The following is a 24,236-nucleotide window of genomic DNA, read 5'->3' on the forward strand; positions in this document are numbered from 1 at the left end:
CCCCCGTACCGGCCGGGTCAGCCGTCCACGAAGCAGAACTCGTTGCCCTCCGGGTCCCGCATCACCTGGAAGTCGCCCTGAGCGTCCGTGACGACGGCCCCCACGCGCACCGCGCCGAGCCGTACGGCCTCCTCCGGCGCGGTGGCGACATCGTCCGCCTCCAGGTCCAGATGGATCCGGTTCTTGACCGCTTTGCCCTCCGGGACCCGCTGGAAAGCGATCCGGACGAACCCGGGCGGTTCGACGTACGACCAGTCGGGGCTCCGGTCGACCGGGTCGCCGCCCAGCAGCGCGGCCCAGAACCGCACGAGCGCCGCCGGGTCCGCACAGTCGAAGACGATCTCACTGACAGTCGCTCTCATGATCACGAGCGTACGGCCCGGAGAGCGCCCCGGCACCCCTCGGGGCCCGTTCGCGCGCTCCCGTCCCACGCGCCCGCACGCCGCGCGCCGGGCCGCCCGGTCACGTCAGAGGGCGTGCGCGCGGGCGGTGAAGGCGGCCGCGTCCCAGGTGCCGCCGAGTTCGGCGGCCAGCCACGCCCCGGCCGCCGAGCGGAACGCGGCGGGCCGCAGCGTGCCCGCGCCCTGCGGCACGGCGCCCAGCAGCGGGGCGCCCGCCGCGTCCGGCAGGTCGACGAGGTTGCACCGCTCGGCCAGGCCCGGCCGGTCGGGCCAGCTGCCGACGACCACACCCGCCTGGGTCAGCCCGCGTGCCCGCAGCGCCTCGCCGGTGAGCGCCGCCATGTTGAGCGTGCCGAGACCGGCGGGCGCGACGACCAGCACGGGGGCGTCCAGCAGCCGGGCCGCGTCCGCGAGCGTGCCGCCCTCGTCGTCGAACCGCACCAGGAGCCCGCCGGCGCCCTCCACCAGGACGAGGTCGTGTTCGGCGGCCAGCTTCGCGGCGGCCTCCGCCACGTCGTGCGGCCGTACCGGGGCGAGCCCGGCCCGCCGCGCGGCGGTCGCGGGCGCGAGCGGCTCGGGGAACCGCCCGAGCTCCACGCCCCGTACGCCGTCCCCGGCGAGCCGTACCACCTCGTCCGCGTCGCCCCGCTCGTCCGGACCGACACCGGTCTGCGCGGGCTTCAGCACGGCGACCGACCGGCCCGCGGCGCGCGCCAGGGCGGCGACGGCGGCCGTGACCACCGTCTTGCCGATCTCCGTACCCGTGCCGCTGATCACCATGACCGTCATGTCAGCCCTCCCGTGCCGCGGCGCACACGGCGCGGCAGATCGTCGCGAGATCGTCGTCGCCGGTGACGTACGGCGGCATCACGTACACCAGGTCGCGGAACGGGCGCAGCCACACGCCCGTCCGTACCGCCGCGGCCGTCGCCGCCGCCATGTCGACCGGGTGGTCGAGCTGGACAACGCCGATCGCGCCGAGGACCCGGACGTCCCGTACACCGGGCACGTCGTGTGCCGCAGCCAGCCCGTCGCGCAGCCCCGCCTCCAGCCGCTTGATCTCCCGCGCCCAGTCCTGGGACAGCAGCAGATCGATCGAGGCGCAGGCCACGGCCGAGGCGAGCGGATTGCCCATGAACGTGGGGCCGTGCGCCAGGACCGGCACCTCGCCCCGCGAGATCCCGTCGGCCACCCGCGCGGTGCAGAGCGTCGCGGCCATCGACAGATAGCCGCCGGTGAGCGCCTTGCCCAGGCACATCACATCGGGTGACACCGCCGCCTGCTCGGCCGCGAACAGGGTGCCCGTGCGGCCGAAACCGGTCGCGATCTCGTCGAACACCAGCAGGACGTCGTGCTCGTCGCAGGCCTCCCGCAGCACCCGCAGATACGCGGGCGAGTGGAAGCGCATCCCGCCCGCGCCCTGCACCACCGGCTCCACGATGACGGCGGCGAGCTCGTCCGCGTGCCGCCCGATCAGCTCCCGCAGCCCGTCCGCGTACTCCTCCTCGTACGCGGCGGGCGGCGGCCCGGCGAAGACCTGCCGCGGCAGGGCCCCCGACCACAGCTCGTGCATGCCGCCGTCGGGATCGCACACGGACATCGGCTGCCAGGTGTCGCCGTGGTAGCCGCCGCGCCAGGTCAGCAGCCGCCGCTTGGCCGGGCGGCCCGTCGACCGCCAGTACTGCAGGCACATCTTCACGGCGACCTCGACGGCCACCGACCCGGAGTCGCTGAGGAAGACGTGCCGCAGCGGCCCGGGGGTGATCTCCACCAGCCGGGTGGCGAGCCGGACGGCCGGCTCATGGGTGAGCCCGCCGAACATCACATGGCTCATCCGGTCGAGCTGGCCGCGCGCGGCCTCGTTGAGCACCGGGTGGTTGTAGCCGTGCACCGCCGACCACCACGACGACATGCCGTCGATCAACTCGTCCCGGCCGTGCGCGGGTTCGGCGAGCCGGAGCCGCACCCCGGACGCCGACTCCACGACCAGCGGATCCGTGCGCCCGGGCATGGGGCCGTACGGGTGCCACACGTGCTCCCTGTCCAGCGCGAGCAGCTCGCCGGGGCCGTACAGGGGCTCAGGCATTGGGCGCGAGATCCGTTCCCGCGCCCCGGCGGCGCACCGCCACCAGGTCCGTGCGCGCGGTGGAAGCGGCCTGCGCCGGCGCTCCGGCGGTGTCGGCCGACGGGCCCGCGGTGTCGGCCGGCGAGCCGCACACACCACCGGAGCCGGAGTCCGAGCCGCACCCGCCGCCGGTGCCGCACCCGGCCGCCGCCGCGTCCACGCGGTGCTCGGGCAGCGTCGTCGTGTCCGCGCCCTCCACCTCGAACCCGGCGTCCGCGATCATCTCCAGGTCGGCCTTGCCGGCCTGGCCCTCGCTGGTCAGGTAGTCGCCCAGGAAGATGGAGTTGGCCAGGTGCAGCGCGAGCGGCTGCATCGACCGCAGGTGCACCTCGCGCCCGCCGGCGAGCCGTACCTCGACGTCCGGGCAGACGAACCGGACCATCGCCAGGATGCGCAGCGCCCGCTGCGGGGTGAGGTTCCACTCCTTGGCGAGCGGGGTGCCCTCGAACGGGATGAGGAAGTTGACCGGCACCGAGTCCGGGTCGAGCTCGCGCAGCGCGAAGACCACGTCGACGAGGTCCTCGTCGCTCTCGCCCATGCCCGCGATCAGACCGGAACAGGCGGACAGTCCGGCGGCGTGCGCCCTCTGCACGGTGTCCACACGGTCGGCGTAGGTGTGGGTCGTCGTAATGTCCCCGTACGTCCCTTCGGACGTGTTCAGGTTGTGGTTGTAGGCGTCGGCACCCGCCTCACGCAGCCGCTCGGCCTGGCCGTCCGAGAGGAGCCCGAGGCAGGCGCACACCTCGACGTCCTCGTTCTGCTCCTTGATCGCCTCGATGGTCCTGGACACCCGGTCGACGTCCCGGTCCGTCGGGCCCCGGCCGCTGGCGACCAGGCAGACCCGCTTGGCGCCGCCCGCCACACCCGCGGCCGCCGCCTGCGACGCCTCCTCCGGCTTCAGCCAGGTGTACTTGAGGATCTCCGCCTTGGAACCGAGCCGCTGGGAGCAGTACGAACAGTCCTCCGGGCACAGGCCCGACTTCAGGTTGACCAGGTAGTTGAGCTTCACCCGGCGGCCGAACCACTGGCGGCGCACCTTGCCGGCGGCGGCCACCACGTCCAGGAGTTCGTCGTCGGAGGTCGCCAGCACGGCGAGCGCTTCTTCGCGGGTCGGCAGCTCGCGCCGAAGCCCCTTGTCCACCAGCGTGTTCAACAGGTCCATGGGGGCGATCCTGGCCTACGGCACACCCTCCGGCCAAGGAGGAACTCCACAACGACGGCCGTCTGGGGTGTGTGCATGGCCACACTCTGACCACGCACCTTCTTGGTTAGGGTCTGTGCGCTGCCTACAAAAGGGACCCGGACATGGATCCAGAGACGCCCACGGCCCCGTTCGACTGGACCGACACGGAGGCGCGCCGCCGCGCGGCCGCCGGTCTGGTCCGGGTGCTGCGCCCGCGCCCCGCCCGGTCGGAGTCGCTGGACCTCGCGAGCAACGACTACCTCGGGCTCACCCGCAGGCCGGAGGTGACGGCGGCGGCCGCGGCCGCCGCCCACCGCTGGGGCGCCGGTGCCACCGGTTCACGGCTGGTCACCGGCACCACCGCGCTCCACACCGAGCTCGAACGCGAGCTGGCCGACTTCTGCGGGTTCGAGGCCGCCCTCGTCTTCTCCTCCGGGTACGCCGCCAACCTGGCCGTCCTGACGGCGCTGACCGGCCGGGACTCGCTGATCGTCTCCGACGCGGGCAACCATGCCTCGATCGTGGACGGCTGCCGGCTCTCCCGCGCCGAGACCTCGGTCGTGCCGCACTCCGACCCGGACTCCGTACGGAAGGCGCTGGAGGCCGCCCCCGGGCGGCGCGCGCTGGTCGTCACCGACGCGGTGTTCTCGGTCGACGGCGACGCGGCCCCGCTGGCCGGGTTCGCCGCCGCCTGCCGCGCGCACGGCGCCGCCCTGGTCATCGACGACGCGCACGGCCTCGGCGTCCTCGGCGACGGGGGCCGGGGCACCCCGCACGCGGCGGGGCTCGCGGGCGCGCCCGACGTCGTCGCCACGGCCACGCTCTCCAAGTCCCTGGGCAGCCAGGGCGGTGCGGTCCTCGGGCCCGCCCGGGTCATCGAGCACCTGGTCAACGCCGCCCGGACGTTCATCTTCGACACGGGCCTGGCGCCCGCCGCGGCCGGTGCCGCGCTGGAGAGCCTGCGCCTGCTGCGCCGCGAGCCGGAGCTCGCCGCCCGCGCCCGTGCGGTGGCGGCCACCCTGCACGGGCGGCTCACGGCGGCGGGCCTATCCGCGGTACGGCCTGACGCGGCGGTGGTGTCGGTACGGGCACCGTCGCCGGAGCAGGCCGTGCGGTGGGCCGCCGACTGCCGGGACGAGGGGCTCGCCGTGGGCTGCTTCCGGCCGCCGTCCGTGCCGGACGGCGTCTCACGGCTCCGGCTCACCGCCCGCGCCGACCTGACCGAAGATCAGATCGACGGAGCGGTGGCGACGATCCTCCGTACGGCTCCCGCCTACTGAGCGCGCAGCGAGGAGACGAACGCGCCCCAGGCCGTGGCGGAGAACCGCAGTGGCGGCCTGGCGGTGTCCTTCGAGTCGCGTACGGCGTACCGGCCGGGGCCGAGGTGAGCCGTCTCGACGCAGTTGTTCATCCCGACGCTGCGGCTGCTGCGCCGCCACTGCGCGGTGTCGTGCTGTGCGAGGTAAGCAGACATGGGGGTGCCCCTCCCTACGCGCCGGCACTGATCCCGGCGATGAGATCCAACGAGTCCTCGGGCGTCAGGGCGTGGGCCTGCATGGTGCGGAACGCGGCGCCGTACGCCTCGAGGTCTTCCGTGCGCTCCAAGTAGAGGCTACTCGTCAAGTGGTCGAGAACAACCACATCCAGATCAGAAATGTTCGGAAAGGAGAAGATAACGAAAGACCCGGAGAGTCCCACGTACCCGCCCGTCGCGAACGGCAGCACCTGCAGCCGCACATGGGGCAACCGCGCGGGCTCCAGCAGTGCGCGCAACTGCTCCCGCATCACCCCGGGCCCGCCCACCTGCCGCCGCAGCACCGCCTCGTCGACCACCGCTTCCAGCCGCAGCGGCCGCTCCCCGCGCAGCACCTCCTGGCGGGCGATCCGCACCCGCACCAGCGAGTCGACGGTCTGCGTCGGCAGCCCCTCCAGCGCCGCCCGGGTCACCGCCCGCGCGTACGCGGGTGTCTGCAGCAGGCCCGGCACGACGGACGTCTCCAGCGTCCGTGCCGCGCACGCCTGCGCCTCCAGGCTGATGAAGTCCCGGTACTGCTGCGGGATCACCCCCCGGTACGCGTGCCACCACCCCGTACGGCTGCCGTCCGCCGCCCCGGCCAGCGTCTCCAGCAGCGCCCGCAGCCGGAGGTCGTCGACCCCGTACGCGTCGAGCAGCCGGGTCACGTCGACGTGGGTGACGCCACTGGTCCCGGTCTCGATGCGGCTCACCTTCGACTGGTGCCAGCCCACGAGCCGGGCGGCCTCACGGCTGGTGAGCCCCGCGGCGAGACGCAACCCGCGCAACTCCTCGCCCAGCTTGCGCCGTCGTACCGCCGGCCCGTGCCGTGTGCCGCCCATGGCAGACTCCTCCCGACCCCCTCCCGTCCCGGGTCAACCCCTCAGTCTGCCCGCCGAATCCGTTCTCGCGTAGCAGAGTTCACCGCTTTGAGCGACAGATATATGCATATCTTGGTGGATCGCTCCCACCAGGCGCGACATAAGTGGCAGTCTGGCGGAAGCACAATCCGCGGCCGTTTCTCGTCACGCATCCGCGACATGTCGGAGTCCGGCCTCGGTGGGAAAGGGACAGCGTCGCCATGGCAGATCATCAGGAAGCATCCGTCACTCTGCCGAGCGATCCCGCCTCGGTCTCCGCCGCCCGCAGATACGTGGCGGACGTGCTCGCGGAATGGGGCCTCCCCGGCGGGACGGACATCGGCGACACGGTCCGGCTGATCGTCTCGGAGCTCGCCACCAATGCCGTCCAGCACACCTTCGGGCAGTCGCCCACCTTCACGGTGGACCTGCGCCTGGACCGCGAGGAGCGCCTGCGCATCGGCGTCACGGACAGCCATCCCCGCTGGCCCCAGCGGCTGCCCGCCGCCGTGCAACAGGACAACGGCCGGGGCATGGTGATCATCCGCTGGCTGACGGCGGAGTGCGGCGGCCGGCTCTCGGTCACCCCGACCGACGAGGGCGGCAAGACGGTGTGGATCGCCCTGCCCTGGAGCGTGCCCGTCCAGAGCTGACCGCCGACCCCCACGAGAGCGGTGCCGCCGCCCCGTTCCTCGGCGTCACCGCCGCCCCGTTCCTCGGCGTCACCGCCGCCCCGTTCCTCGGCGTCTCCGCCGCCCCGTTCCTCGGCGTCTCCGCCGCCCCGTTCCTCGGCGTCTCCGCCGCCCCGTTCCTCGGCGTCACCGGCGTGCCCGACTCGGTCCCGCCGTCCGCCCCGCCGCCCCGCTCTCGCGTGCGGTACAGGGGCTGTCGCCGGACATCGCGGACGAATGCCCCTGTACCGCCGTTCATGCCGAGCCCGGCCGGTGCGTCAGCGCACCCGCCCGTACGAGACCGACGAGGACCAGATGCGGTCCAGCTTCACCCACGAGCCGGTCTTGGGGGAGTGCCAGATCTTGTTGTTCCCGGCGTACATCCCCACGTGGTAGACGCCGCGGCCACCGTGGAAGAACACGAGGTCTCCCTTCTGGCGGCTGCCCGCCGAGATGCGCCGCGTCGAGTTGTACTGCTGCTGCGCGGTCCGGGGCAGCTTCTTGCCGGCCTTCTTGTACGAGTAGAGCGTCAGCCCGGAGCAGTCGAAGCGGTACGGCCCGGTCGCCCCGTACTGGTAGGGGGCGCCCCTCTTCGACGCGGCGACGTTCAGGGCCTTGTTGGCGTAGGCGGGCGCGGCGTTCGCCTCGGGAGCGGCGTCCGGCGCCAGCAGCGTGCCGCCGACGGCGGCGAGGGTCAGGGCCGATACGGCGCCCGCCCGGGACAGACGGGACAGAGACGGGACATGATTCTGCGCGTTCATGCGCAACCCTTCGTCAGCCGCCTGTGAAGGATGACCTGTCGGGTTCGGGCTTGACGAAGATGCCCGGCCGCCCGCGCGGCTTCACCCCAAGGGGGACCGGTCCGCTGGACGCGGTGGTCGCCCCGGCTTGCTCGGGTCCTCCACTCCTGCCGATCCACTCGTGTCGACCCGTCGTCCGGCCGGCGGCAGGATTCGGCGTCCGCCCGGACCGCCCCGCCGCGGTGGCGGGGGCTTGTCGTCGCCACGGATCTTTCCCGTCCGATCGCCGATTGCAGAGCGCGAACGACATGGTGTGACCCTGGTCACGACTGATCCGTTCGGGTGGACAAAATGGCTGTTCAGCCGGTTGGGCGAGGGCTGTTGATCCCGGTACCAGCGGCGGAGCAGGGTGCTCCGCCAAACGAGTACAGCGCCACCGCAACTCGCCCCGTACGAAATTCGTCCCTTTGCGTACGCCGTCCGGACGAGGGCCATGTGGTGCCCCACGACGCCAAACGGGTCACCCCGCGCGGTCCTGAGGCAGTGTCACCCTCCCGGTACGCCGCTCGCCGTCCAGCGCGCGCAGCGCACGCGCCAGGGTCCGCGCGTGCACCTCATGTCCGCCCCTGTCGTGCATCGACGTCACGGCGTCCCGCAGCGCGGACGCCCGTGCGACCAGCGCCTGCGCGGCGCGCAGCGCGCCATAGGTGTGCGTGGAGCGCGCCGGGTTGATCCGGCCGAGCAGGTCGACCACCGCGAGGTACGTGTCGATGAATTCACCCTCGGCGCGGGTAGGGCCCCAGTGCCCCAGGGCGGGTGCCGACGGTGACAAGACAGTCGACGGCATACGGAAAGGCCGCGTGTCCCCGTCCGCTACGGCGGGAACACGCGGCCGGCCTGTGCGCGGCGGGCTCCGGTGATCAGGCGGCCGGTGCCGGGGCCGTCTCCTCCCTGCGCGGCCCGGCGCCGACGACGGTGTCCGTCGCGGCGGCGCCGCCGCGACGGCGGGCCGCCACCAGGACCGCCAGGAGTCCGAGCCCGGCCCACGCCGCGAGTGTGAGCGCCGCCGTCCCGGACGCGGCGCCGTCGAAGTACGCGACCGACCGCAGCAGTGCGGTGCCCGCGCCGGGCGGCAGCACCTGGCCGAGCGCCCCCGCCGGCTCGGGGAGCAGCTGCGGGGCGCTCGCCGCACCGGAGAACGAGTTGCCGATCAGCACCATCAGGAAGGCGCCGAGTCCCAGCCCGGCCCGTCCCGCCAGCGCCCCGAGTCCCGCAACGGCCGCACCCGTCGCCAGCGCCGTCAGCGCGAGCGCCCCGGCCTCGATCCACCAGTCGCCCGCCAGCACCCCCAGCCAGCCGTGTACGAGCGCGACCGCCACTAGTCCGACCAGGGTGGAGGCACCGACCAGCGCCGTGGCGGCCCGCAGGCCACGCAGCCCGAGCAGGGTCACCACCGCTCCGGCCGCGACGCCCGCCAGCGACAGCGGCAGGACGCTCGCGGCGAACGCCCCGCCCCTGGGGTCGCCGGGCGGTGGGGTGACGACATCCGCGACGGGCACCGGCGTGCCGGCCGGGGCCGCGGCGGTCATGGCCTGCTGGAGCAGCTGGGCCACGGCGGGGCCGGCCGCCGACGCGGTGAGCAGGCGCGGCCCTTCGGGGCTCACCACGACGGCGCCGTATACGACCCGGTCCTGGATGGCGTCGCGGGCGGCGGCCTCGTCCTCGTACCCGTGGATCTCGAAGGCGCCGTCCTGCCGCCCCAGGCGCTCGGCGACCTGAGCCGTCGCGGCCGGTGGTCCGGCGACGGCCACGGGGAGGTCGCGCGGGGCGATACGGGCGGCGGGCCAGGCGAAGGCCCACAACGCCAGGGCGACGACCGCCGGGACGAGCAGCATCACCGCGATCATGCGGCGCGTGGGTGTGGTGGACATGCGAGTGCCTCCGAACGAAGAGAAGCCGAGAAGCGAGAAGCCGGGAAGCCGAGAAGCCGAGAAGCGGAGAGGGGAGAGGGGGCAGAGCGGAGCGGAGAAGCCAAAGAGAAGGATCGTTCGTTTTACCGACGTCGTCACTGTCCCGCCGCCAGGTACGCCTTGTCAAGAAGGAACGTTCGTTTTACCTTGGGATCATGGCCCGCGTATCCCAGGAACACCTCGACGCCCGCCGCCGTCAGATCCTCGACGGCGCCGCGCGCTGCTTCGCCCGCAACGGCTTCCATGCCACATCGATGCAGGACGTCCTGCGCGAGGTCGACCTCTCCGCCGGTGCCGTCTACCGCTACTTCCGGGGCAAGGACGACCTGATCGAGGCCATCGTCACCGAAGTCCTCGACGCCATCGGCACCACCTTCGCGGCGGCCGCCGCCCAGACCCCACCGCCCCTGCCGGACGCGCTGGTGGGGAAGGTGATGAACGAGGTGCTCTCCGAGCGGTCCGGGCTCTCGTACGACGGCGAGGAGAGCTTCCCGCGCCTGATGTTCCAGGTGTGGACCGAGACCCTGCGCAACGAACGGCTGTCCGACGTGCTGCGCGAGGGCTTCGCGCGGGTGCGCCACGCCTGGGTGGGCGTCGTGGAGGCGTACCAGGCCGCCGGTCTCATGCGGAGCGACATCCCCGCCGACCACGTCGCCAGGACGATGATCGCCGCCGCGCAGGGATTCGCCGCCCAGCAGGCGCTGTTCGGCTCGGCTCCCGTGAGCATCCTCCAGGACGGGCTGCGCGGCCTGATGTCGATGGGCCACGCCCAGGACGCCCCGGCCAAGGGCCGGCAAAAGCCCCGTTAACCTCCCGGAAAAATTTGTGCCGGAGTTTGAAATATCTCTCCGACACACTCGTCCTCGCAGGTCAACAGAGTGTTGAAGCCGGATAGGGTCCCGCTGCGCCCGGGGCGCCCCCGGGCGGGAACTGTGAGGTGGAACGTGCAACTGACCCCGCACGAGCAAGAACGTCTGCTCGTTCACGTGGCAGCCGACGTGGCGGAGAAGCGCAGGGCCCGCGGGGTGAGACTCAATCACCCCGAAGCCGTCGCGCTCATCACCTCGCACATCCTGGAAGGCGCCCGCGACGGCCGCACCGTCGCCGAACTCATGGCGTCCGGACGGACGGTGCTCACCCGCGACGACGTCATGGACGGCATCCCCGAGATGATCCACGACGTCCAGGTGGAGGCCACCTTCCCGGACGGCACGAAGCTCGTCACCGTCCATGACCCGATCGTCTGACGGGGGAGCGGCACCCGTGATCCCCGGAGAGATCCTCTACGCCGACCGGCCCGTCCTCATCAACGAGGACCGCCCCGTCACCCGGCTGACCGTGCTCAACGCCGCCGACCGGCCCGTCCAGGTCGGCTCCCACTACCACTTCGCCGAAGCCAACCCGGGCCTCGACTTCGACCGCGCGGCCGCGCACGGCCTACGGCTCAACATCGCCGCCGGTACCGCCGTGCGCTTCGAGCCCGGCGTACCCGTCGACGTCGAACTCGTACCGATCGCCGGGCTCCGTGTCGTACCTGGCCTGCGCGGCGAGACCGGAGGCGCCCTCGATGACTGACCGCAGCCGTGCCGCACTCGACCGGGCCGTGTACGCGGACCTGTTCGGCCCCACCACCGGCGACCGCATCCGGCTCGCCGACACCGACCTGCTGATCGAGATCGAGGAGGACCGCTCCGGCGGCCCCGGACACGCCGGCGACGAAGCCGTCTTCGGCGGCGGCAAGGTCATCCGCGAGTCCATGGGCCAGGCGAGGACCACCCGCGCCGAAGGCGCGCCCGACACCGTCATCACCGGCGCCGTGGTCATCGACCACTGGGGCATCGTGAAGGCCGACATCGGCATCCGCGACGGCCGCATCACCGGGATCGGCAAGGCCGGCAACCCCGACACCATGAACGGCGTCCACCCCGAGCTGGTCATCGGCCCCGAGACGGAGATCATCGCCGGCAACGGCAGGATCCTCACCGCGGGCGCCGTCGACGCACACGTCCACTTCATCTCGCCGACCCTCATCGGCCAGGCCCTGTCGTCCGGGATCACCACGCTCATCGGCGGCGGCACCGGACCCGCCGAAGGCACCAAAGCCACCACCGTCACCCCCGGCCCCTGGCACCTCGGCCGCATGCTGGAGGCCCTCGACTCCTTCCCCGTCAACATCGGGCTCCTCGGCAAGGGGAACACGCTGTCGCACGAGGCGCTGCGCTCACAACTGCGCGGCGGCGCCCTCGGCTTCAAGATCCACGAGGACTGGGGGGCGACCCCGGCCGCCATCGACGCCTGCCTGAGCGTCTGCGAGGAGAGCGGCGCACAGCTCGCCATCCACACCGACACCCTCAACGAGGCCGGATTCGTCGGTGACACGCTCGCCGCCATCGCGGGCCGCACCATCCACGCCTACCACACCGAGGGCGCCGGCGGCGGACACGCACCCGACATCATCACGGTCGTCTCCGAGCCGTACGTCCTGCCCAGCTCCACCAACCCGACCCGGCCGCACACCGTCAACACCCTCGAGGAACACCTCGACATGCTGATGGTCTGCCACCACCTCAACCCCGCCGTCCCCGAGGACCTCGCCTTCGCCGAGTCCCGGATCCGGCCCACCACCATCGCGGCCGAGGACATCCTCCACGACCTCGGCGCCATCTCCATCATCTCCTCCGACTCCCAGGCGATGGGGCGCATCGGCGAGGTCGTCATGCGGACCTGGCAGACCGCGCACGTGATGAAGAAACGGCGCGGCCCCCTCCCCGGCGACGGCCGCGCCGACAACCACCGCGCCCGCCGCTACGTCGCCAAGTACACGATCAACCCCGCCGTCGCCCAGGGCCTCGACCACGAGATCGGCTCCGTCGAACCCGGCAAACTCGCCGACCTGGTGCTCTGGGACCCCGCCTTCTTCGGCGTCAAACCCCTCACCGTCATCAAGGGCGGACAGATCGCCTACGCGCAGATGGGCGACGCCAACGCCTCCATCCCCACCCCCCAGCCGGTCATGCCCCGCCCGATGTTCGGCGCGCACGGCAAGGCACCGGCGGGCAACTCCCTCAACTTCGTCACCGAGGCGGCGATCGAGGACGCCCTGCCCGGCCGGCTCGGTCTCGGCAAACGCCTCGTCGCCGCCCGCAACACCCGGGGCGTCACCAAGGCCGACATGCGCGAGAACAGCGCCCTGCCCCGCGTCCACGTCGACCCCGACACCTTCACGGTGACCATCGACGGCGAACCGGTCGAACCGGCCCCCGCCGCCGAACTGCCCATGGCCCAGCGCTACTTCCTCTTCTGACCAGGGACGTACGCCATGAGCCGATCCGCTCTCCTCGTGCTCGCCGACGGGCGGTTCCCCGCCGGCGGGCACGCCCACTCCGGGGGCGCCGAACCCGCCGTCGCGGCGGGCCGCATCCGAGACGCCGCCGACCTGGAGGCGTTCTGCCGCGGCCGCCTGCACACCACGGGCCTCACCTCCGCAGCGCTGGCCGCCGCGGCCGCCACCGGCCTGGACCCGCGCGCCCTGGACGCGGCCGCCGACGCCCGCACCCCGTCGCCCGCCCTGCGCGCCACCGCCCGCAAGCTCGGCCGACAACTGATGCGCGCCGCCCGCGCCACCTGGCCCAGCCCCGAACTCGACGCGCTGGCCGCCGCGTTCCCACGCGGCGCCCACCAGCCCGTCGTCCTCGGCCTCACCGCCAGGGCCGCCGGCCTCGGACCACGGGACGCCGCCCACTGCGTCGCCTACGAGACCGTCAGCGGCCCCGCCACGGCGGCCGTACGGCTGCTGAGCCTCGACCCGTTCCAGGCCACCGCCGTCCTCGCCCGGCTCGCGCCCGACATGGACGACGTGGCCTCCCGGGCCGCCGCCGCCGCGCGGGACGGAGTCGACGCCCTGCCGGCCGCGTCGGCGCCCCTCCTCGACATCACCGCCGAGCAGCACGCCGCCTGGCCCGTACGCCTCTTCGCCTCGTAGACACCGATCACCTCCTCAACCCCCATGGAGCCGCACCATGCACCTCGACCACACCCACGACGGGCCCGCGGCGGTGAGCGCCGACGCCACCCGCCCCGACGGCACCCGGCGCGCCCTGCGCATCGGCCTCGGCGGCCCCGTCGGCTCCGGCAAGACCGCGACCGTCGCCGCGCTCTGCCGCGCCCTGCGCGACCGGTTCTCCATCGCCGTCGTCACCAACGACATCTACACCCGTGAAGACGCCGAGTTCCTGCTGCGCAACGCCGTCCTGCCGCCGGAGCGGATCACCGCCGTCGAGACCGGCGCCTGCCCGCACACCGCGATTCGCGACGACATCTCCGCCAACCTCGAAGCCGTCGAGGACCTGGAGACCGTGTTCTCCGGCGAGGGAGTCGGCCCGCTCGACCTGATCCTCGTCGAGTCCGGCGGCGACAACCTCACCGCCACCTTCTCCAAGGGGCTGGTCGACGCCCAGATCTTCGTCATCGACGTCGCGGGCGGCGACGACATCCCCCGCAAGGGCGGACCCGGGGTCACCACCGCCGACCTCCTCGTCGTCAACAAGACCGACCTCGCCCCGTACGTCGGCTCAGACCTGGCCCGCATGGCCCGCGACGCCAGGGAACAGCGCGGCGACCTGCCCGTCGTGTTCACTTCCCTGACCGGCGAGCACGGCGTCACGCCCGTCGCCGACTGGGTACGCGGCCGACTCGCCGCGTGGACGTCGGCCGGGACCGCGTGAGCGTCCGCGCCACCGCCCGGATCGTCGCGGAACCGGGCGGCGCCCTGCCCGTCCTGCGGAGCGAAGGACCCCTCGCCCTGCGCCGCACCCGCGCCACCCGACCCCTCGCCAGGGTGACCGTCGTCGGCGCCATGAGCGCCCCGCTCGGCGGTGACCGGCTCGCCCTGGAGACGGAGGTACGGGACGGGGCGCGGCTCACCGTCGACGCGGCGGCGGCGACCGTGTCCCTGCCGGGCCGCACGGGCGAGACCGCCCACTACGACATCCGGCTCACCGTCGGCGACGACGCCGAACTGCGCTGGCTGCCGGAGCAGCTGATCGCCGCCCACGGCTCCGACCTCAGGACGCGCACCCGCGTCGACCTCGCCCCCGGCGCCCGGCTCGTCCTGCGCGAGGAACAGATCCTCGGCCGGTACGGAGAGGAGCCCGGCACCCTCACCACACGCCTCACCGTCCGGCGTGCCGGACGCCCCCTGCTCGATCAGGAACTCGCCTGCGGTCCGGGCGCACCCGGCGGCTGGGACGGCGGCGCGGTCCTGGCCGGCCACCGGGCGGTCGGACAACTCCTCGTCGTACGGCCCGTCTTCGAGGACAAGCCGGTCGAGCCCCGACAGCTCGGCGACACCGCCGTCGTCACCCCCCTCGCCGGGCCGGCCGCCCTGGTCACGGCGGTCGCCGCAGACGCTCTGCGGCTGCGCCGCCTGCTGGACGAGGCGCTCACGGCACTCGCCCCCGCCTGACCCGCCGGGGAGGTCAGCGCCGCCGCCAGGGCAGCGACCGACGGGGCGGGGACGCCTCGGTCGCCGCCTTCACCTTGGCGGCGTAGTCGTCCACGTACTCCTGGCCCGACAGGGCGAGGATCTCGTACATGATCTCGTCCGTGACGGCCCGGACGACGGCCTTCTCGTTCTCCATCCCCGCGTAGCGCGAGAAGTCCAGCGGTGCGCCGAAACGGACCGTCACCCGCTTGATCTTCGGCAGGACCTTGCCCGGCGGCTGGATCTCGAACGTTCCGACCATCGCGCACGGGATCACGGGCACACCCGCCTTCAGCGCCATGATCGCGACGCCGACCTTGCCCTTGTAGAGCCGGCCGTCATGCGACCGGGTGCCCTCCGGGTAGATGCCCAGGAGCTCACCCCTGCCCAGCACCCCGAGCCCCTCACGGATCGCCGCCTGACCCGCCTCCTTGCCGGAGCGGTCCACCGGGATCTGCCCGGCGCTCCGGAAGAACGCCGCCGTCAACCGCCCCTTGATCCCGGGCCCGGTGAAGTACTCCTGCTTGGCGAGGAACGTGATGCGCCGCTTCAGCACGGCCGGCATCAGGAAGTGGTCCGAGAACGACAGATGATTACCGGCGACGATCGCCGCGCCGCTCTCCGGGATGTGCTCAAGACCCTCGGTCCTGGGACGGAACAGCAACCGCAGCACCGGCCCGAGAACCACGTATTTCAGCAGGTAGTAGAACACCGGTTCAGTGTAGGCGCGGGTGTCGGTGCCCGTCATCGGGCACGCGGAAGGGCCCGCCCGATCCTCCCGGATCGGACGGGCCCCGCGTGTCACTGTGGGAACGGCCGCTCGCGATCAGCCGAAGGCCTTCTTGGACCCCCAGCCGCCGCTGATGACCGTCTTGGCGGAACCGCCCCAGGTCTTGGTCGCGGTGTAGAAGCGGACGGAACCGTCGGCGGCGAGTGCCCACATGTCGGGGATGCCGTCACCGGTGACGTCCGGGGTACCCATCATCATCGGGATGTTGGTCGCGGACCAGCCCGTGCCGTACTCGGCGTCGGTGCCGGTGAGCGAGTTCGCGGCCGACGCCAGGGACGTCAGGTCGGTACCGCCGCCGACCGCGGGCTTGCCGAGACGGAGGAGGAGCCGGCCGCTGTCGAAGGAGCGGTAGACCAGGTCGGCGCTGCCGTCGAGGTTGACGTCGCCGACGTTGACGAGGTCCCGGTTGGCCCACGGGCTGGAGGTCAGCCGGATGGCGGACTCGAAGGTACCGCCGGTGTAGCCGGTGAAGGCCCACATCGCGTCGCCGACGGTGGCGAACATGTCCGGGCGCTTGTCACCGGTGATGTCTCCGGTGGCCAGGATCTGACTCATCGTGGACGGCGCGGGGGCGTTGGCGGGCAGCCGGATCTCGGTGCGCTGCTCGATGTCGACGCCGCCGTAGCCGTCGCCCCGGTAGACGTAGAGCTTGCCGTCGGCCATCCGGGCGACCAGGTCCTGGATGCCGTCGCCGGGCAGGAAGTCGCCGTTGTGGGTGATCAGCGCGGGCTTGCCGGAGGCGTCGAGCCAGTAGTCGCCGTAGTCGGCCTTGCCGTCCTCGTCGTTGTCGGCCTCCAGCAGGACACCGTCCTTGTGGGCGGCCGGCATCGACGCGTGGATGTCACCGGTCTTGTCGGACGGGTAGAGCCTCAGGTCACCGGTGGCGTCGAGGATGTACAGGTCGGCGACACCGTCACCGGTGACGTCGCCCGCCTTGTCGGCCTTGTCGCGCGGCGTGACGTAGAACCGGTACTTCGTCGGCTCGACCGAGGAGTTCCCGGAGGCGTCCGATGCCTTGACGTACAGGATGTTCGGTCCGGCGACGGGCGGGCTGAGCGACACGGTGGCCGAGGCCCCGGCGGCGACGGTGGTACTGCGGTCGTACGAGGTCGTGTTGAAGGAGTACGAGTACTTGACGGTGTCGGAGGAGCCGTCGGGGGAGAAGGTGAAGCTTCCGGCGGTGCCGAACTTCACGGTCGACCAGGTGCCACCGTTGCCGTCGTCCTCCGGGAACGCGGTGGACGTCACCTTCGGCGAGTTGGGCGCGGAAGCGTCGTACTTGAATCCGCAGTTGACCGTGCCGGGCGGGGCGAACGTGGAGTAGGACCCGCTGGAGTCCAGGGCACGCACGCGCCAGAAGTAGGTCTTGCCGTTGACGAACTTGCTGCTCAGGAGCGTGACGCTGGCCTTGCCGGCGGAGACGGTCCTGTTGCCGTCGTAGATCTTCGTGCTGGCTCCGGACTCCCAGACCTGGAAGTTCAGCGACGACAGGTTGTTGTCGGCGTCGGTGGAGTACGCGTCGAAGGTCAGGTCGCTCTTGCCGACCGCGGAGTACGGGCTGGTGGTGTCGCAGTCCGGGCCGGGCGTCATGTGGAGCTGGGTCGGCTCGGCCGGAGGCCGGTTGTAGGCGATGGTCACCTTCGGCGCCGACTCGCCTTCCGCCTTGAACTTCTTCCAGGAGTAGGAGGAGGTCTCGGTGGTGGCGAACAGGCCGATGGTGAACTCGGTCCAGCCGCCGGTGGCGGCGCTCTGCGCGATGTTCTTGGCGTCGTAGGTGACGTAGGCGTCGGGGCAGGAGCTGTTGTAGCCGTGGGCGAAGGACTTGCGGCCGATCTCGGACTTCTTGGCGGGCTGGTTGTTCCAGGTGGTGGCGGAGGAGATGCCGCCGGTGTGGTGGATCTGCATCTCGCGTGCGGAGCAGGACCAGGCGTAGGTTTCCAGGAGCCGGATGGAGGCGGAGGTGACGGTGGCGCCCTTGAAGGCGGTGGTCCAGCCGAGGCGGAAGTAGGACCGGGACAGGCCGCCGGTGGTGGACTCGTAGCCGACGCGGGCCTCGGTGGTGCCGGAGTTGTAGTTCGCTCCGTCGTAGAAGCTGGACGACGGGTACTTGGCGTACACGGTCGTCCAGTTCTTGGTCTTGCCGGTGATGGAGGGGTCGACGAAGGCGGGCCAGGTGAGGTCGGGGCCGGTGAGCCAGTCGGTGTCGGGGGTGATGGTCATGGTGGCGGCGCTGGTGCCGCCGCCGGTGAGGTCGGCGTCGCCGATGGCGGTGTGGGTGCCGATCTGCGGTCCGGCCAGGCCGGGCAGGGTGAAGACGCTGCCGTTGCCGGCGGTGGGCATCTTGCCGGCGGAGTCCCACATGTAGGGGGTGGGGGAGACGGCGATCTCGTTGCCCTTGGAGTCCTTGGCGGAGACGACGTCGGTGACGGGGTTGTGGTGGAAGGTGAGGTCGGGTGAGGTGAGCCGGTAGGCGATGTTCTTCAGGGCCGGGTTGGCGGCGGCGGTGGCGTCGTGGACGACCAGGACGTGGCTGAAGCCGCTGTCGCGGGCGGTCAGCAGGAGGTCGACGCGGGGGAAGACGTCCTTGTAGAGGGCGCTGGCGCCGTCGATGACGGGTTCGGGCAGGGTGCCGGGCCAGCCGACGGTGAGCTGGTGGCCGCCGGAGGTGAAGGTCACCAGGTCGGTGAACGAGGTGTCGGTGCCGTCGGCGGGGAGCCGGTTGAGGACACCCCGGTACACGGCCCGTGAGGCCCGGTCCTTGTTCTGGTTGCCGGTGTGGAAGACGACGGGGTCGGCGGCGGCCTTGGGTGCCCAGCCGTCGCCGGTGCGGGTCAGGGTGGTGTCGATGGGCTTCCAGGCGTCGCCGACCTTGGCGCGTACGGGGGCGCCGTGGGCGGTGAGTTCGAAGCTGCCGTCGGGCAGGGCGTAGGTGGTGGAGGTCTCGTTGCGCAGCGCGGTGACCTCCACGCGCTTGCCGGTGGCGCGGGCCTTCTTCTGCGCGGCGTTCTCGTCCAGCGGACCGGCCACCTTCGCCGGGCCGGGCTCGGCCGCACCGTCCGGCTCGCCCCACATCGGGGTCAACAACGTCACACCCAACGCGGCAGCGACCAGACCGGCCACCCCCGCGACAGTGCGCCGGGGTATTCCCCGGATGAGACGACGACGATCCACGGTGCTGGATTCCCCTCCCTGAACGACAACCGCCGGGCTCAGGGCAGGCGGAATGCCGAGACGTTTCGTATCGAGCCCCCGCGCTCTGCCTGCCGCCCGTCGAAGCTGGCCGAAAACGCGCCAGGAGAGGTATGGGAGCGGGAGAAGCATGACGGATCGAACACGAGCAATCCACATACGTGCTGGACCCGTGACCGGGTCCACCGGGTGGAGCGAAGCCGACACCGGCCGCCGGTGCCGGGAGAAGGCACTGGTGGAAGGCGGGAGGAGAACGCCCAGGTCACCGATCAAATCGTCATCAAGGTGACAAAGGGCGGCGGCGTGCAGGGCCTTCGGTGATCATTGTTGACGCAATGCCCGTTTTTTGACCTTCATTCATTCTGTATCGGATTCCCGCTTGAGGTCGGACATTGTGTCTCGTGGGGGCTGCGCCTCAAATATCTTGTGACCAAGATCACTCGAAATCGGGGTGATTTGACGCCATGTGAATTCGTGGCTGAACATGCGCCATAAAATTGCGTCAGTTCTCTCGTGTCCCCTCGGTGAGCGGGAAATTGACCGTGGATCTAACCTTGGGGGGCCGCGGCCGTCGTGTTCAGATCGGTTTCTTGGAGTGGCCGGGGTGGTTTGCCGCCCGGCACGAGGGCTGTGAGGCGCAGACGTGCTCGTCTGCGCTTTGCTGTGGTGGCTCCGGTGGCGTTGGCGTTGACGGTCGGGTTGTTGCCGGCCGCGTACGCGTTGCCGCCGGCGGATGATGACCGTGCTGGTGTCGATCTGGTCGACCTGCCGAAGTCGGATGTGGCGTCGGGTCAGGATGGCGGTTCGCTGGCGGAGATGACGACGGCGGAGGTGCCTCCGGCGGTCGAGTACGAGCCGACGAAGACGGTGGCGCCGGCGGGTGCGGCGGCGACGGAGACGGTGACGGGTCTGTCGGCTGGTCAGACGGTGCCGGTGGGGACGTTGCCGGTGGCGGTGGGTGCTCCGGTGTCGGCGACGGCGGAGCAGGCTCGGGCGCTTGAGGGTGACTGGCAGGTTTCGCTGGCGGATCAGTCGGAGCTGGTCGACACCGAGATCGAGGGCATGGTGTTCACCGTGACGCCGCCGGCTTCGGCGACGGGCACGGCGGTGGTGGCTCTGGATTACACGCAGTTCGCGGAGTTGTATGGCGCGAACTGGGCGGACCGTCTTCAGCTGGTCAAGTATCCGCAGTGTTTTCTGACGACTCCGGAGGTGGAGGGGTGTCAGGAGCCGACGGAGGTGGACACGGCGAATGTCGTGACGCCGAAGGCGGGTGACGAGCCGGGTGATGGTGTGCTGGATGGTACGCGTCGGATCGAGGCGACGGTGGATGTCGCCACGCTGACCGACCCGGCCGCCGGTGGCACCACCCCCGCCTCCGCTGACGGTGACGGCACGGTCAACGACGCCGTGTACCGGGAGGGCGGCAAGACGGTCGCTCCGTCGGTGCTGACGGCTGCGGCCGCGGCCTCCGGTTCGTCCGTCTTCGTGGCCACGTCCTCGGGCAGTGGCGCGAAGGGTGACTTCTCCGCCACGCCGCTGCCGTCGGCGGGTTCGTGGTCGGCGGGCAGCAGCTCCGGTGGTTTCTCGTACACGTACGCGATGCAGGCGCCGACGGTGCCGGGTGGTCCGTCGCCGTCTCTGGGGTTCGGTTACAGCTCGCAGAGCGCTGATGGCCGGACGTCGGCGACGAACAACCAGGCGTCGTGGATCGGTGAGGGCTGGGAGTACAACGCGGGTTCGATCTCGCGTACGTACCGGGCCTGCCGGGATGACCGGACCAACGGCAACAACGCCGATCGCAAGACCGCTGACCTGTGCTGGGGCTCCGACAACGCGATCCTCACCCTCGGCGGTACGACGACGGAGCTGGTGAAGGACGACACGTCCGGCGCCTGGATCACGGCCAACGGTGACGGCTCGAAGGTCGAACTCCTCAAGGACACGTCGCTGGGCAACGGCGACGAGGACGGCGAGTACTGGCGGGTCACCACGCGCGACGGTACGCAGTACTACTTCGGCAGGCACAAGCTGCCCGGATGGCGTTCCGACAACCCCGCCACGACCGACAAGGTCGACCCGGACCCGGTCACCAACTCCGTGCTGACGGTCCCGGTCTCCGGTAACCAGTCGGGTGAGCCCTGCTACAACACCTCCTTCGCGAGCTCGTTCTGCAAGCAGGCGTGGCGGTGGAACCTCGACTACGTCGTGGACACCTCCGGTGGCGCGATGACGCTGTGGTGGTCCAAGGAGGCCAACTACTACGCGCAGAACCTGAAGTTCAAGACCCCGGTGAAGTACGACCGGGGCGGCTACCTCAACCGCATCGACTACGGCCTGCGCTCCAGCGCCCTGTACACCGGTGCCCCGGTGGCGCGGGTGGCGTTCTCGATCGATGAGCGGTGCTATGTCGAGGACGGCATCGCGTGTACGGACACGAACTTCGCGTCGGGTGACTTCGCGAAGAACCGGATCTGGTACGACACGCCCGCTGACCTGTACTGCTCGGGCGCGACGGGCAAGGAGTGCTTCGTCCCGGTCCCGACGTTCTGGTCGCGCAAGCGCCTCGCCCAGGTGACCACGTTCGCGCAGCGCACCGAGGGTTCGACGGCGCTGTCGAAGCTGGACACGTGGACGCTGCAGCAGTCGCTGCCGGCCGAGCGTACCGATGAGGGCACCGCGCTGTGGCTGGAGTCGATCACCCGGACCGGCTACGCGCCGGACGGCGAGGCGATCGCGCTGCGGCCGGTGACGTTCGTCGCGAACACCTTGCCGATGCACAACCGGGTGAAGAAGGGCGCCAGCGACCCCAACCCCACCTTCGACCGGCTCCGTATAGCGAGGATCGTCAACGAGTACGGCGGCGAGACCGTCGTCACCTACTCCAAGCCCACCGGCCCCTGCGCCACCGGCACCGGCTTCCCGTCGGTGTCGTCGAACACGGGCCTGTGCTATCCGGCGTACTGGCACCCGGACCCGGACAAGGCCGACGAGACGATCGACTGGTTCCACAAGTACGTCGTCACCAACGTCCAGGAACTCCCGGGCGTCTCCGGTGTCGCGGAGACCACGACCAGCTACACCTACGTGGGTGGTGGCGCCTGGGCGCTGAACCAGGCGGAGTTCTCGAAGAAGAAGACCCGCACCTACGACCAGTGGCGCGGCTACGGCCTCGTCCGCACCATCGAGGGCGCCGACTCGGCCGACACGTACCGCGGTACGAAGCGGACGATGAGTGAGACCCGGTACTTCCGGGGTATGTACGGCGATCCGAAGCCGGACGGGACGACCCGTACGGACGCGGTCTACGACGCGGACGGCGTCAAGATCGCCGATGACCTCCTGCCCTTCCAGGGCAAGGTGGCCGAGACGCTCACCTACGACGGTGTGGCCGGCAACCTGGTCACCCGTTCCGTCGACCACCCCACCGCCACCGTTCTGGCCACCCGTGCGCGCGACGGCGGCATCCCGGCGCTGAAGGCGTACCGGGTGCTGGACGACTACAGCAAGACCGTGACCCGTGCGTCGGGCACTCTCCCGGGCGACGCGCGTACCTGGCGTACCACCCAGGTCAACACCACCTACGACGCCACCTACGGTCTGCCGGTCAAGGTGGAGACGCTGGGCGACACCGGCAAGACCGGCGACGAGTCCTGCCTGGTGACGTCGTACGTCCACAACACCGCCAAGCACCTGATCGGTCTGTCCAAGGAGACCCTGACCACCGCCGGCACCTGTGCCGCGGCGGCCACGGCGACGGCGGCGGACTGGATGGCCGGCTCCCGGGTCGCCTACGACAACGGAGCCTTCGGCGCCGCCCCCACGGTGGGCCTCGCCACGGCCACCTGGGACATCAGTGGCAGCGGGGGCAGCTGGACGTCGAGCGGCACGGTCGGCTACGACTCCCTCGGCCGGTCCACGTCCACCACGGACGCCGCGGGCAACACCAGCACGACCACGTACACCCCGGCCACCGGCCAGGTGTACTCGATCACGACGAAGAACGCGCTGAACCACAGTGAGACGTCGTACATCGAGCCGGGTCGCGGTTCGACCCTGAAGGAGGTCGACGCCAACGGGCGCAGCACCTCCTTCGCCTACGACGCGCTCGGCCGCACGATCAGGGGCTGGAAGACGTCGCAGGCGACGACCGAGGATCCCTCGGTCAAGATGACGTACAACACCACGCCCGGCGAGCCGGTCTCCGTCGTCACCGAGACGCTGAACCACCGCGGCGACTACGAGACATCGGTCGTCTTCTACGACGGTCTCGGTCGTGAGCGGCAGCGCCAGGAGCCGGCGGTCGGCAAGGGCCGACTGATCACCGACACCATCTACAGCCCCAACGGCACCATCTCCCGCACCAACAACGGCTACTACGCCACGGGTGACCCGCAGACGGTGATGTACGAGCTCGCCTCGGACTTCAACGTCCCCAACGCCACCCTCTACAAGTACGACGGCCTCGGGCGCACGCTGGCCGAGACCCCGTACGAGGCCGGTACGGAGAAGCCCGAGAAGGCGACGAAGTACGAGTACGGCTTCGACTACTCGACCGTCATCCCGCCGACCGGCGCGGCGGCGGAACGTTCCTTCAGTGACGCGAACGGTCGCACGGTCCGCGTCGACACCTTCACGAACGCGGCGCGCACCGCTGTGCGCTCGACCACGTACGAGTTCAACGCCCGGGGCGACAAGAGCAAGGCGGTCGACTCCAAGGGCAACACCTGGTCCTGGACCTACGACGCCCGTGGCCGTCAGCTGTCGGCCACCGACCCCGACGCGGGTACGAGCACCATCACCTACGACACGCTGAACCGTCAGCTCACCACGACCGACGCGCGTGGTGTGACGGTGTGGACCGGGTACGACAAGCTGTCCCGTCCAACCGAGCAGCGCCTCGGTTCGTCCACCGGCTCGCTGCTGTCGGCGAACACGTACGACACCGTGATCGGCGGCCTGGGCCTCCTGGCCGCGGCGACCCGGTACACGGACGGCCTGCCGTACACCACGACGGTCACCGGCTACAACCCGGACTACCAGATCACCGGGCGCAAGGTCTCGCTGCCGGCGTCGATCGCCTCGGCGTACGGGCTGCAGGAGAACTACTCCTACGCCTACGAGTACAGCGACTCCGGTCTGCTGAACTCCGTCTCGGTTCCGGCCGCCGGCACCCTGAGCGGTGAGAAGATCGTCACCCGGTACAACGAGGACGGCCTGCCGATCTCGACGTCCGGTCTCGACTGGTACACGGCGGAGACGAACTACAGCGTCTACGGCGAGGTCCTGCGCGCGGTCACCGGCGAGCACCC

At 71.2% G+C, this 24,236-nt stretch carries 20 protein-coding genes, 1 pseudogene and 1 riboswitch; of the genes and pseudogenes, 10 read left to right on the top strand and 11 right to left on the bottom strand.

What is annotated here, in order from left to right; genetic code table 11:
* Positions 1-17: 17 nt before the first annotated feature.
* From ACGF5U_RS29195 to bioB, 4 genes are all read right to left on the bottom strand, one after another.
* The gene (locus ACGF5U_RS29195) at positions 18-362 is read right to left on the bottom strand and encodes a VOC family protein (RefSeq protein WP_392717006.1); all 345 of its coding nucleotides are present in this window, start codon (positions 360-362) and stop codon (positions 18-20) included.
* A 105-nt stretch (positions 363-467) separates the two neighbouring features.
* On the bottom strand, positions 468-1,190 hold the full coding sequence (gene bioD / locus ACGF5U_RS29200; RefSeq protein WP_392717004.1) for a dethiobiotin synthase: 723 nt from the start codon (positions 1,188-1,190) through the stop codon (positions 468-470).
* A 1-nt stretch (position 1,191) separates the two neighbouring features.
* Positions 1,192-2,487 carry an adenosylmethionine--8-amino-7-oxononanoate transaminase gene (locus ACGF5U_RS29205; protein WP_392717002.1) on the bottom strand — a complete coding sequence of 432 codons (1,296 nt, stop codon included), beginning with the start codon at positions 2,485-2,487 and terminating at the stop codon, positions 1,192-1,194.
* A complete protein-coding gene (bioB, locus tag ACGF5U_RS29210; RefSeq protein ID WP_392717000.1) occupies positions 2,480-3,688 on the bottom strand; it encodes a biotin synthase BioB in 1,209 nt (402 codons plus the stop codon). Before bioB ends, ACGF5U_RS29205 begins: the two co-directional genes overlap by 8 nt.
* Positions 3,689-3,831: 143 nt before the next feature.
* Between bioB and ACGF5U_RS29215 the strand changes: the two genes are divergently transcribed.
* Positions 3,832-4,989, top strand: a complete 1,158-nt coding sequence (locus ACGF5U_RS29215) for an 8-amino-7-oxononanoate synthase (RefSeq protein WP_392716998.1) — start codon at positions 3,832-3,834, stop codon at positions 4,987-4,989.
* On the opposite strand, the gene ACGF5U_RS29220 is transcribed toward ACGF5U_RS29215, so the two are convergent.
* Together ACGF5U_RS29220 and ACGF5U_RS29225 are read right to left on the bottom strand one after the other, a co-directional pair.
* Positions 4,983-5,183, bottom strand: a complete 201-nt coding sequence (locus ACGF5U_RS29220) for a DUF397 domain-containing protein (RefSeq protein WP_392716996.1) — start codon at positions 5,181-5,183, stop codon at positions 4,983-4,985. The two genes, ACGF5U_RS29215 and ACGF5U_RS29220, sit on opposite strands and share 7 nt — an antisense overlap.
* Positions 5,184-5,197: 14 nt before the next feature.
* Positions 5,198-6,064: a helix-turn-helix domain-containing protein gene (locus ACGF5U_RS29225; RefSeq protein WP_392716994.1), complete on the bottom strand. Its 867-nt coding sequence runs from the start codon at positions 6,062-6,064 to the stop codon at positions 5,198-5,200.
* A 239-nt stretch (positions 6,065-6,303) separates the two neighbouring features.
* On the opposite strand from ACGF5U_RS29225, the gene ACGF5U_RS29230 reads away from it, so the two are divergent.
* Entirely contained in the window at positions 6,304-6,735 is a 432-nt protein-coding gene (locus ACGF5U_RS29230; RefSeq protein WP_392716992.1) for an ATP-binding protein, read from the top strand.
* A gap of 296 nt (positions 6,736-7,031) precedes the next feature.
* Here ACGF5U_RS29230 and ACGF5U_RS29235 read toward each other — a convergent pair whose 3' ends face one another.
* The 3 genes from ACGF5U_RS29235 to ACGF5U_RS29245 form a co-directional block, all read right to left on the bottom strand.
* The gene (locus ACGF5U_RS29235; RefSeq protein WP_392716990.1) at positions 7,032-7,514 is read right to left on the bottom strand and encodes a C40 family peptidase; all 483 of its coding nucleotides are present in this window, start codon (positions 7,512-7,514) and stop codon (positions 7,032-7,034) included.
* Between the two features lie 3 nt (positions 7,515-7,517).
* Positions 7,518-7,722, bottom strand: a riboswitch (cyclic di-AMP (ydaO/yuaA leader).
* A gap of 291 nt (positions 7,723-8,013) precedes the next feature.
* Entirely contained in the window at positions 8,014-8,340 is a 327-nt protein-coding gene (locus tag ACGF5U_RS29240; protein ID WP_392716988.1) for a hypothetical protein, read from the bottom strand.
* 73 nt (positions 8,341-8,413) lie between these two features.
* The gene (locus ACGF5U_RS29245) at positions 8,414-9,424 is read right to left on the bottom strand and encodes an ABC transporter permease (RefSeq protein WP_392716986.1); all 1,011 of its coding nucleotides are present in this window, start codon (positions 9,422-9,424) and stop codon (positions 8,414-8,416) included.
* Positions 9,425-9,618: 194 nt separating this feature from the next.
* Here ACGF5U_RS29245 and ACGF5U_RS29250 point away from each other — a divergent pair, with 194 nt between their 5' ends.
* The 7 genes from ACGF5U_RS29250 to ACGF5U_RS29280 all read left to right on the top strand — a co-directional run bounded on the left by ACGF5U_RS29250 (position 9,619) and on the right by ACGF5U_RS29280 (position 14,927).
* Complete coding sequence (locus ACGF5U_RS29250) at positions 9,619-10,272, top strand: TetR/AcrR family transcriptional regulator (RefSeq protein WP_392716984.1); 654 nt, start codon at positions 9,619-9,621, stop codon at positions 10,270-10,272.
* Between the two features lie 135 nt (positions 10,273-10,407).
* Positions 10,408-10,710 (top strand): urease subunit gamma, encoded by a 303-nt coding sequence (locus ACGF5U_RS29255; protein ID WP_392716982.1) that lies wholly within the window; start codon positions 10,408-10,410, stop codon positions 10,708-10,710.
* 16 nt (positions 10,711-10,726) lie between these two features.
* Positions 10,727-11,038, top strand: a complete 312-nt coding sequence (locus ACGF5U_RS29260) for an urease subunit beta (RefSeq protein WP_392716980.1) — start codon at positions 10,727-10,729, stop codon at positions 11,036-11,038.
* A complete protein-coding gene (locus tag ACGF5U_RS29265; protein ID WP_392716978.1) occupies positions 11,031-12,767 on the top strand; it encodes an urease subunit alpha in 1,737 nt (578 codons plus the stop codon). The genes ACGF5U_RS29260 and ACGF5U_RS29265 overlap by 8 nt, the downstream gene beginning before the upstream one ends.
* 15 nt (positions 12,768-12,782) lie before the next feature.
* A complete protein-coding gene (locus ACGF5U_RS29270) occupies positions 12,783-13,445 on the top strand; it encodes an urease accessory protein UreF (RefSeq protein WP_392716976.1) in 663 nt (220 codons plus the stop codon).
* A gap of 37 nt (positions 13,446-13,482) precedes the next feature.
* Positions 13,483-14,187, top strand: a complete 705-nt coding sequence (ureG, locus tag ACGF5U_RS29275) for an urease accessory protein UreG (RefSeq protein ID WP_392716974.1) — start codon at positions 13,483-13,485, stop codon at positions 14,185-14,187.
* Entirely contained in the window at positions 14,184-14,927 is a 744-nt protein-coding gene (locus ACGF5U_RS29280) for an urease accessory protein UreD (RefSeq protein WP_392717230.1), read from the top strand. The genes ureG and ACGF5U_RS29280 overlap by 4 nt, the downstream gene beginning before the upstream one ends.
* A gap of 13 nt (positions 14,928-14,940) precedes the next feature.
* Here ACGF5U_RS29280 and ACGF5U_RS29285 read toward each other — a convergent pair whose 3' ends face one another.
* Complete coding sequence (locus ACGF5U_RS29285) at positions 14,941-15,657, bottom strand: lysophospholipid acyltransferase family protein (protein WP_392716972.1); 717 nt, start codon at positions 15,655-15,657, stop codon at positions 14,941-14,943.
* Positions 15,658-15,771: 114 nt separating this feature from the next.
* Positions 15,772-18,825, bottom strand: coding sequence for a DNRLRE domain-containing protein (locus tag ACGF5U_RS29290; protein WP_392716970.1), 3,054 nt, complete (start codon positions 18,823-18,825; stop codon positions 15,772-15,774).
* A gap of 915 nt (positions 18,826-19,740) precedes the next feature.
* On the opposite strand from ACGF5U_RS29290, the pseudogene ACGF5U_RS29295 reads away from it, so the two are divergent.
* Positions 19,741-24,236, top strand: a pseudogene (locus ACGF5U_RS29295) (sugar-binding protein); the annotation flags it as partial.

The organism is Streptomyces sp. NPDC047886 (assembly GCF_043204435.1).
In the GTDB taxonomy this organism is placed as follows: Bacteria; Actinomycetota; Actinomycetes; order Streptomycetales; family Streptomycetaceae; genus Streptomyces.

What these genes read in the sequence shown, in the direction of transcription:
- ACGF5U_RS29195 (WP_392717006.1), bottom strand. Translation starts at nt 362, where the DNA reads ATGAGAGCGACTGTCAGTGAGATCGTCTTCGACTGTGCGGACCCGGCG.
- bioD (WP_392717004.1), bottom strand. Translation starts at nt 1,190, where the DNA reads ATGACGGTCATGGTGATCAGCGGCACGGGTACGGAGATCGGCAAGACG.
- ACGF5U_RS29205 (WP_392717002.1), bottom strand. Translation starts at nt 2,487, where the DNA reads ATGCCTGAGCCCCTGTACGGCCCCGGCGAGCTGCTCGCGCTGGACAGG.
- bioB (WP_392717000.1), bottom strand. Translation starts at nt 3,688, where the DNA reads ATGGACCTGTTGAACACGCTGGTGGACAAGGGGCTTCGGCGCGAGCTG.
- ACGF5U_RS29215 (WP_392716998.1), top strand. Translation starts at nt 3,832, where the DNA reads ATGGATCCAGAGACGCCCACGGCCCCGTTCGACTGGACCGACACGGAG.
- ACGF5U_RS29220 (WP_392716996.1), bottom strand. Translation starts at nt 5,183, where the DNA reads ATGTCTGCTTACCTCGCACAGCACGACACCGCGCAGTGGCGGCGCAGC.
- ACGF5U_RS29225 (WP_392716994.1), bottom strand. Translation starts at nt 6,064, where the DNA reads ATGGGCGGCACACGGCACGGGCCGGCGGTACGACGGCGCAAGCTGGGC.
- ACGF5U_RS29230 (WP_392716992.1), top strand. Translation starts at nt 6,304, where the DNA reads ATGGCAGATCATCAGGAAGCATCCGTCACTCTGCCGAGCGATCCCGCC.
- ACGF5U_RS29235 (WP_392716990.1), bottom strand. Translation starts at nt 7,514, where the DNA reads ATGAACGCGCAGAATCATGTCCCGTCTCTGTCCCGTCTGTCCCGGGCG.
- ACGF5U_RS29240 (WP_392716988.1), bottom strand. Translation starts at nt 8,340, where the DNA reads ATGCCGTCGACTGTCTTGTCACCGTCGGCACCCGCCCTGGGGCACTGG.
- ACGF5U_RS29245 (WP_392716986.1), bottom strand. Translation starts at nt 9,424, where the DNA reads ATGTCCACCACACCCACGCGCCGCATGATCGCGGTGATGCTGCTCGTC.
- ACGF5U_RS29250 (WP_392716984.1), top strand. Translation starts at nt 9,619, where the DNA reads ATGGCCCGCGTATCCCAGGAACACCTCGACGCCCGCCGCCGTCAGATC.
- ACGF5U_RS29265 (WP_392716978.1), top strand. Translation starts at nt 11,031, where the DNA reads ATGACTGACCGCAGCCGTGCCGCACTCGACCGGGCCGTGTACGCGGAC.
- ACGF5U_RS29270 (WP_392716976.1), top strand. Translation starts at nt 12,783, where the DNA reads ATGAGCCGATCCGCTCTCCTCGTGCTCGCCGACGGGCGGTTCCCCGCC.
- ureG (WP_392716974.1), top strand. Translation starts at nt 13,483, where the DNA reads ATGCACCTCGACCACACCCACGACGGGCCCGCGGCGGTGAGCGCCGAC.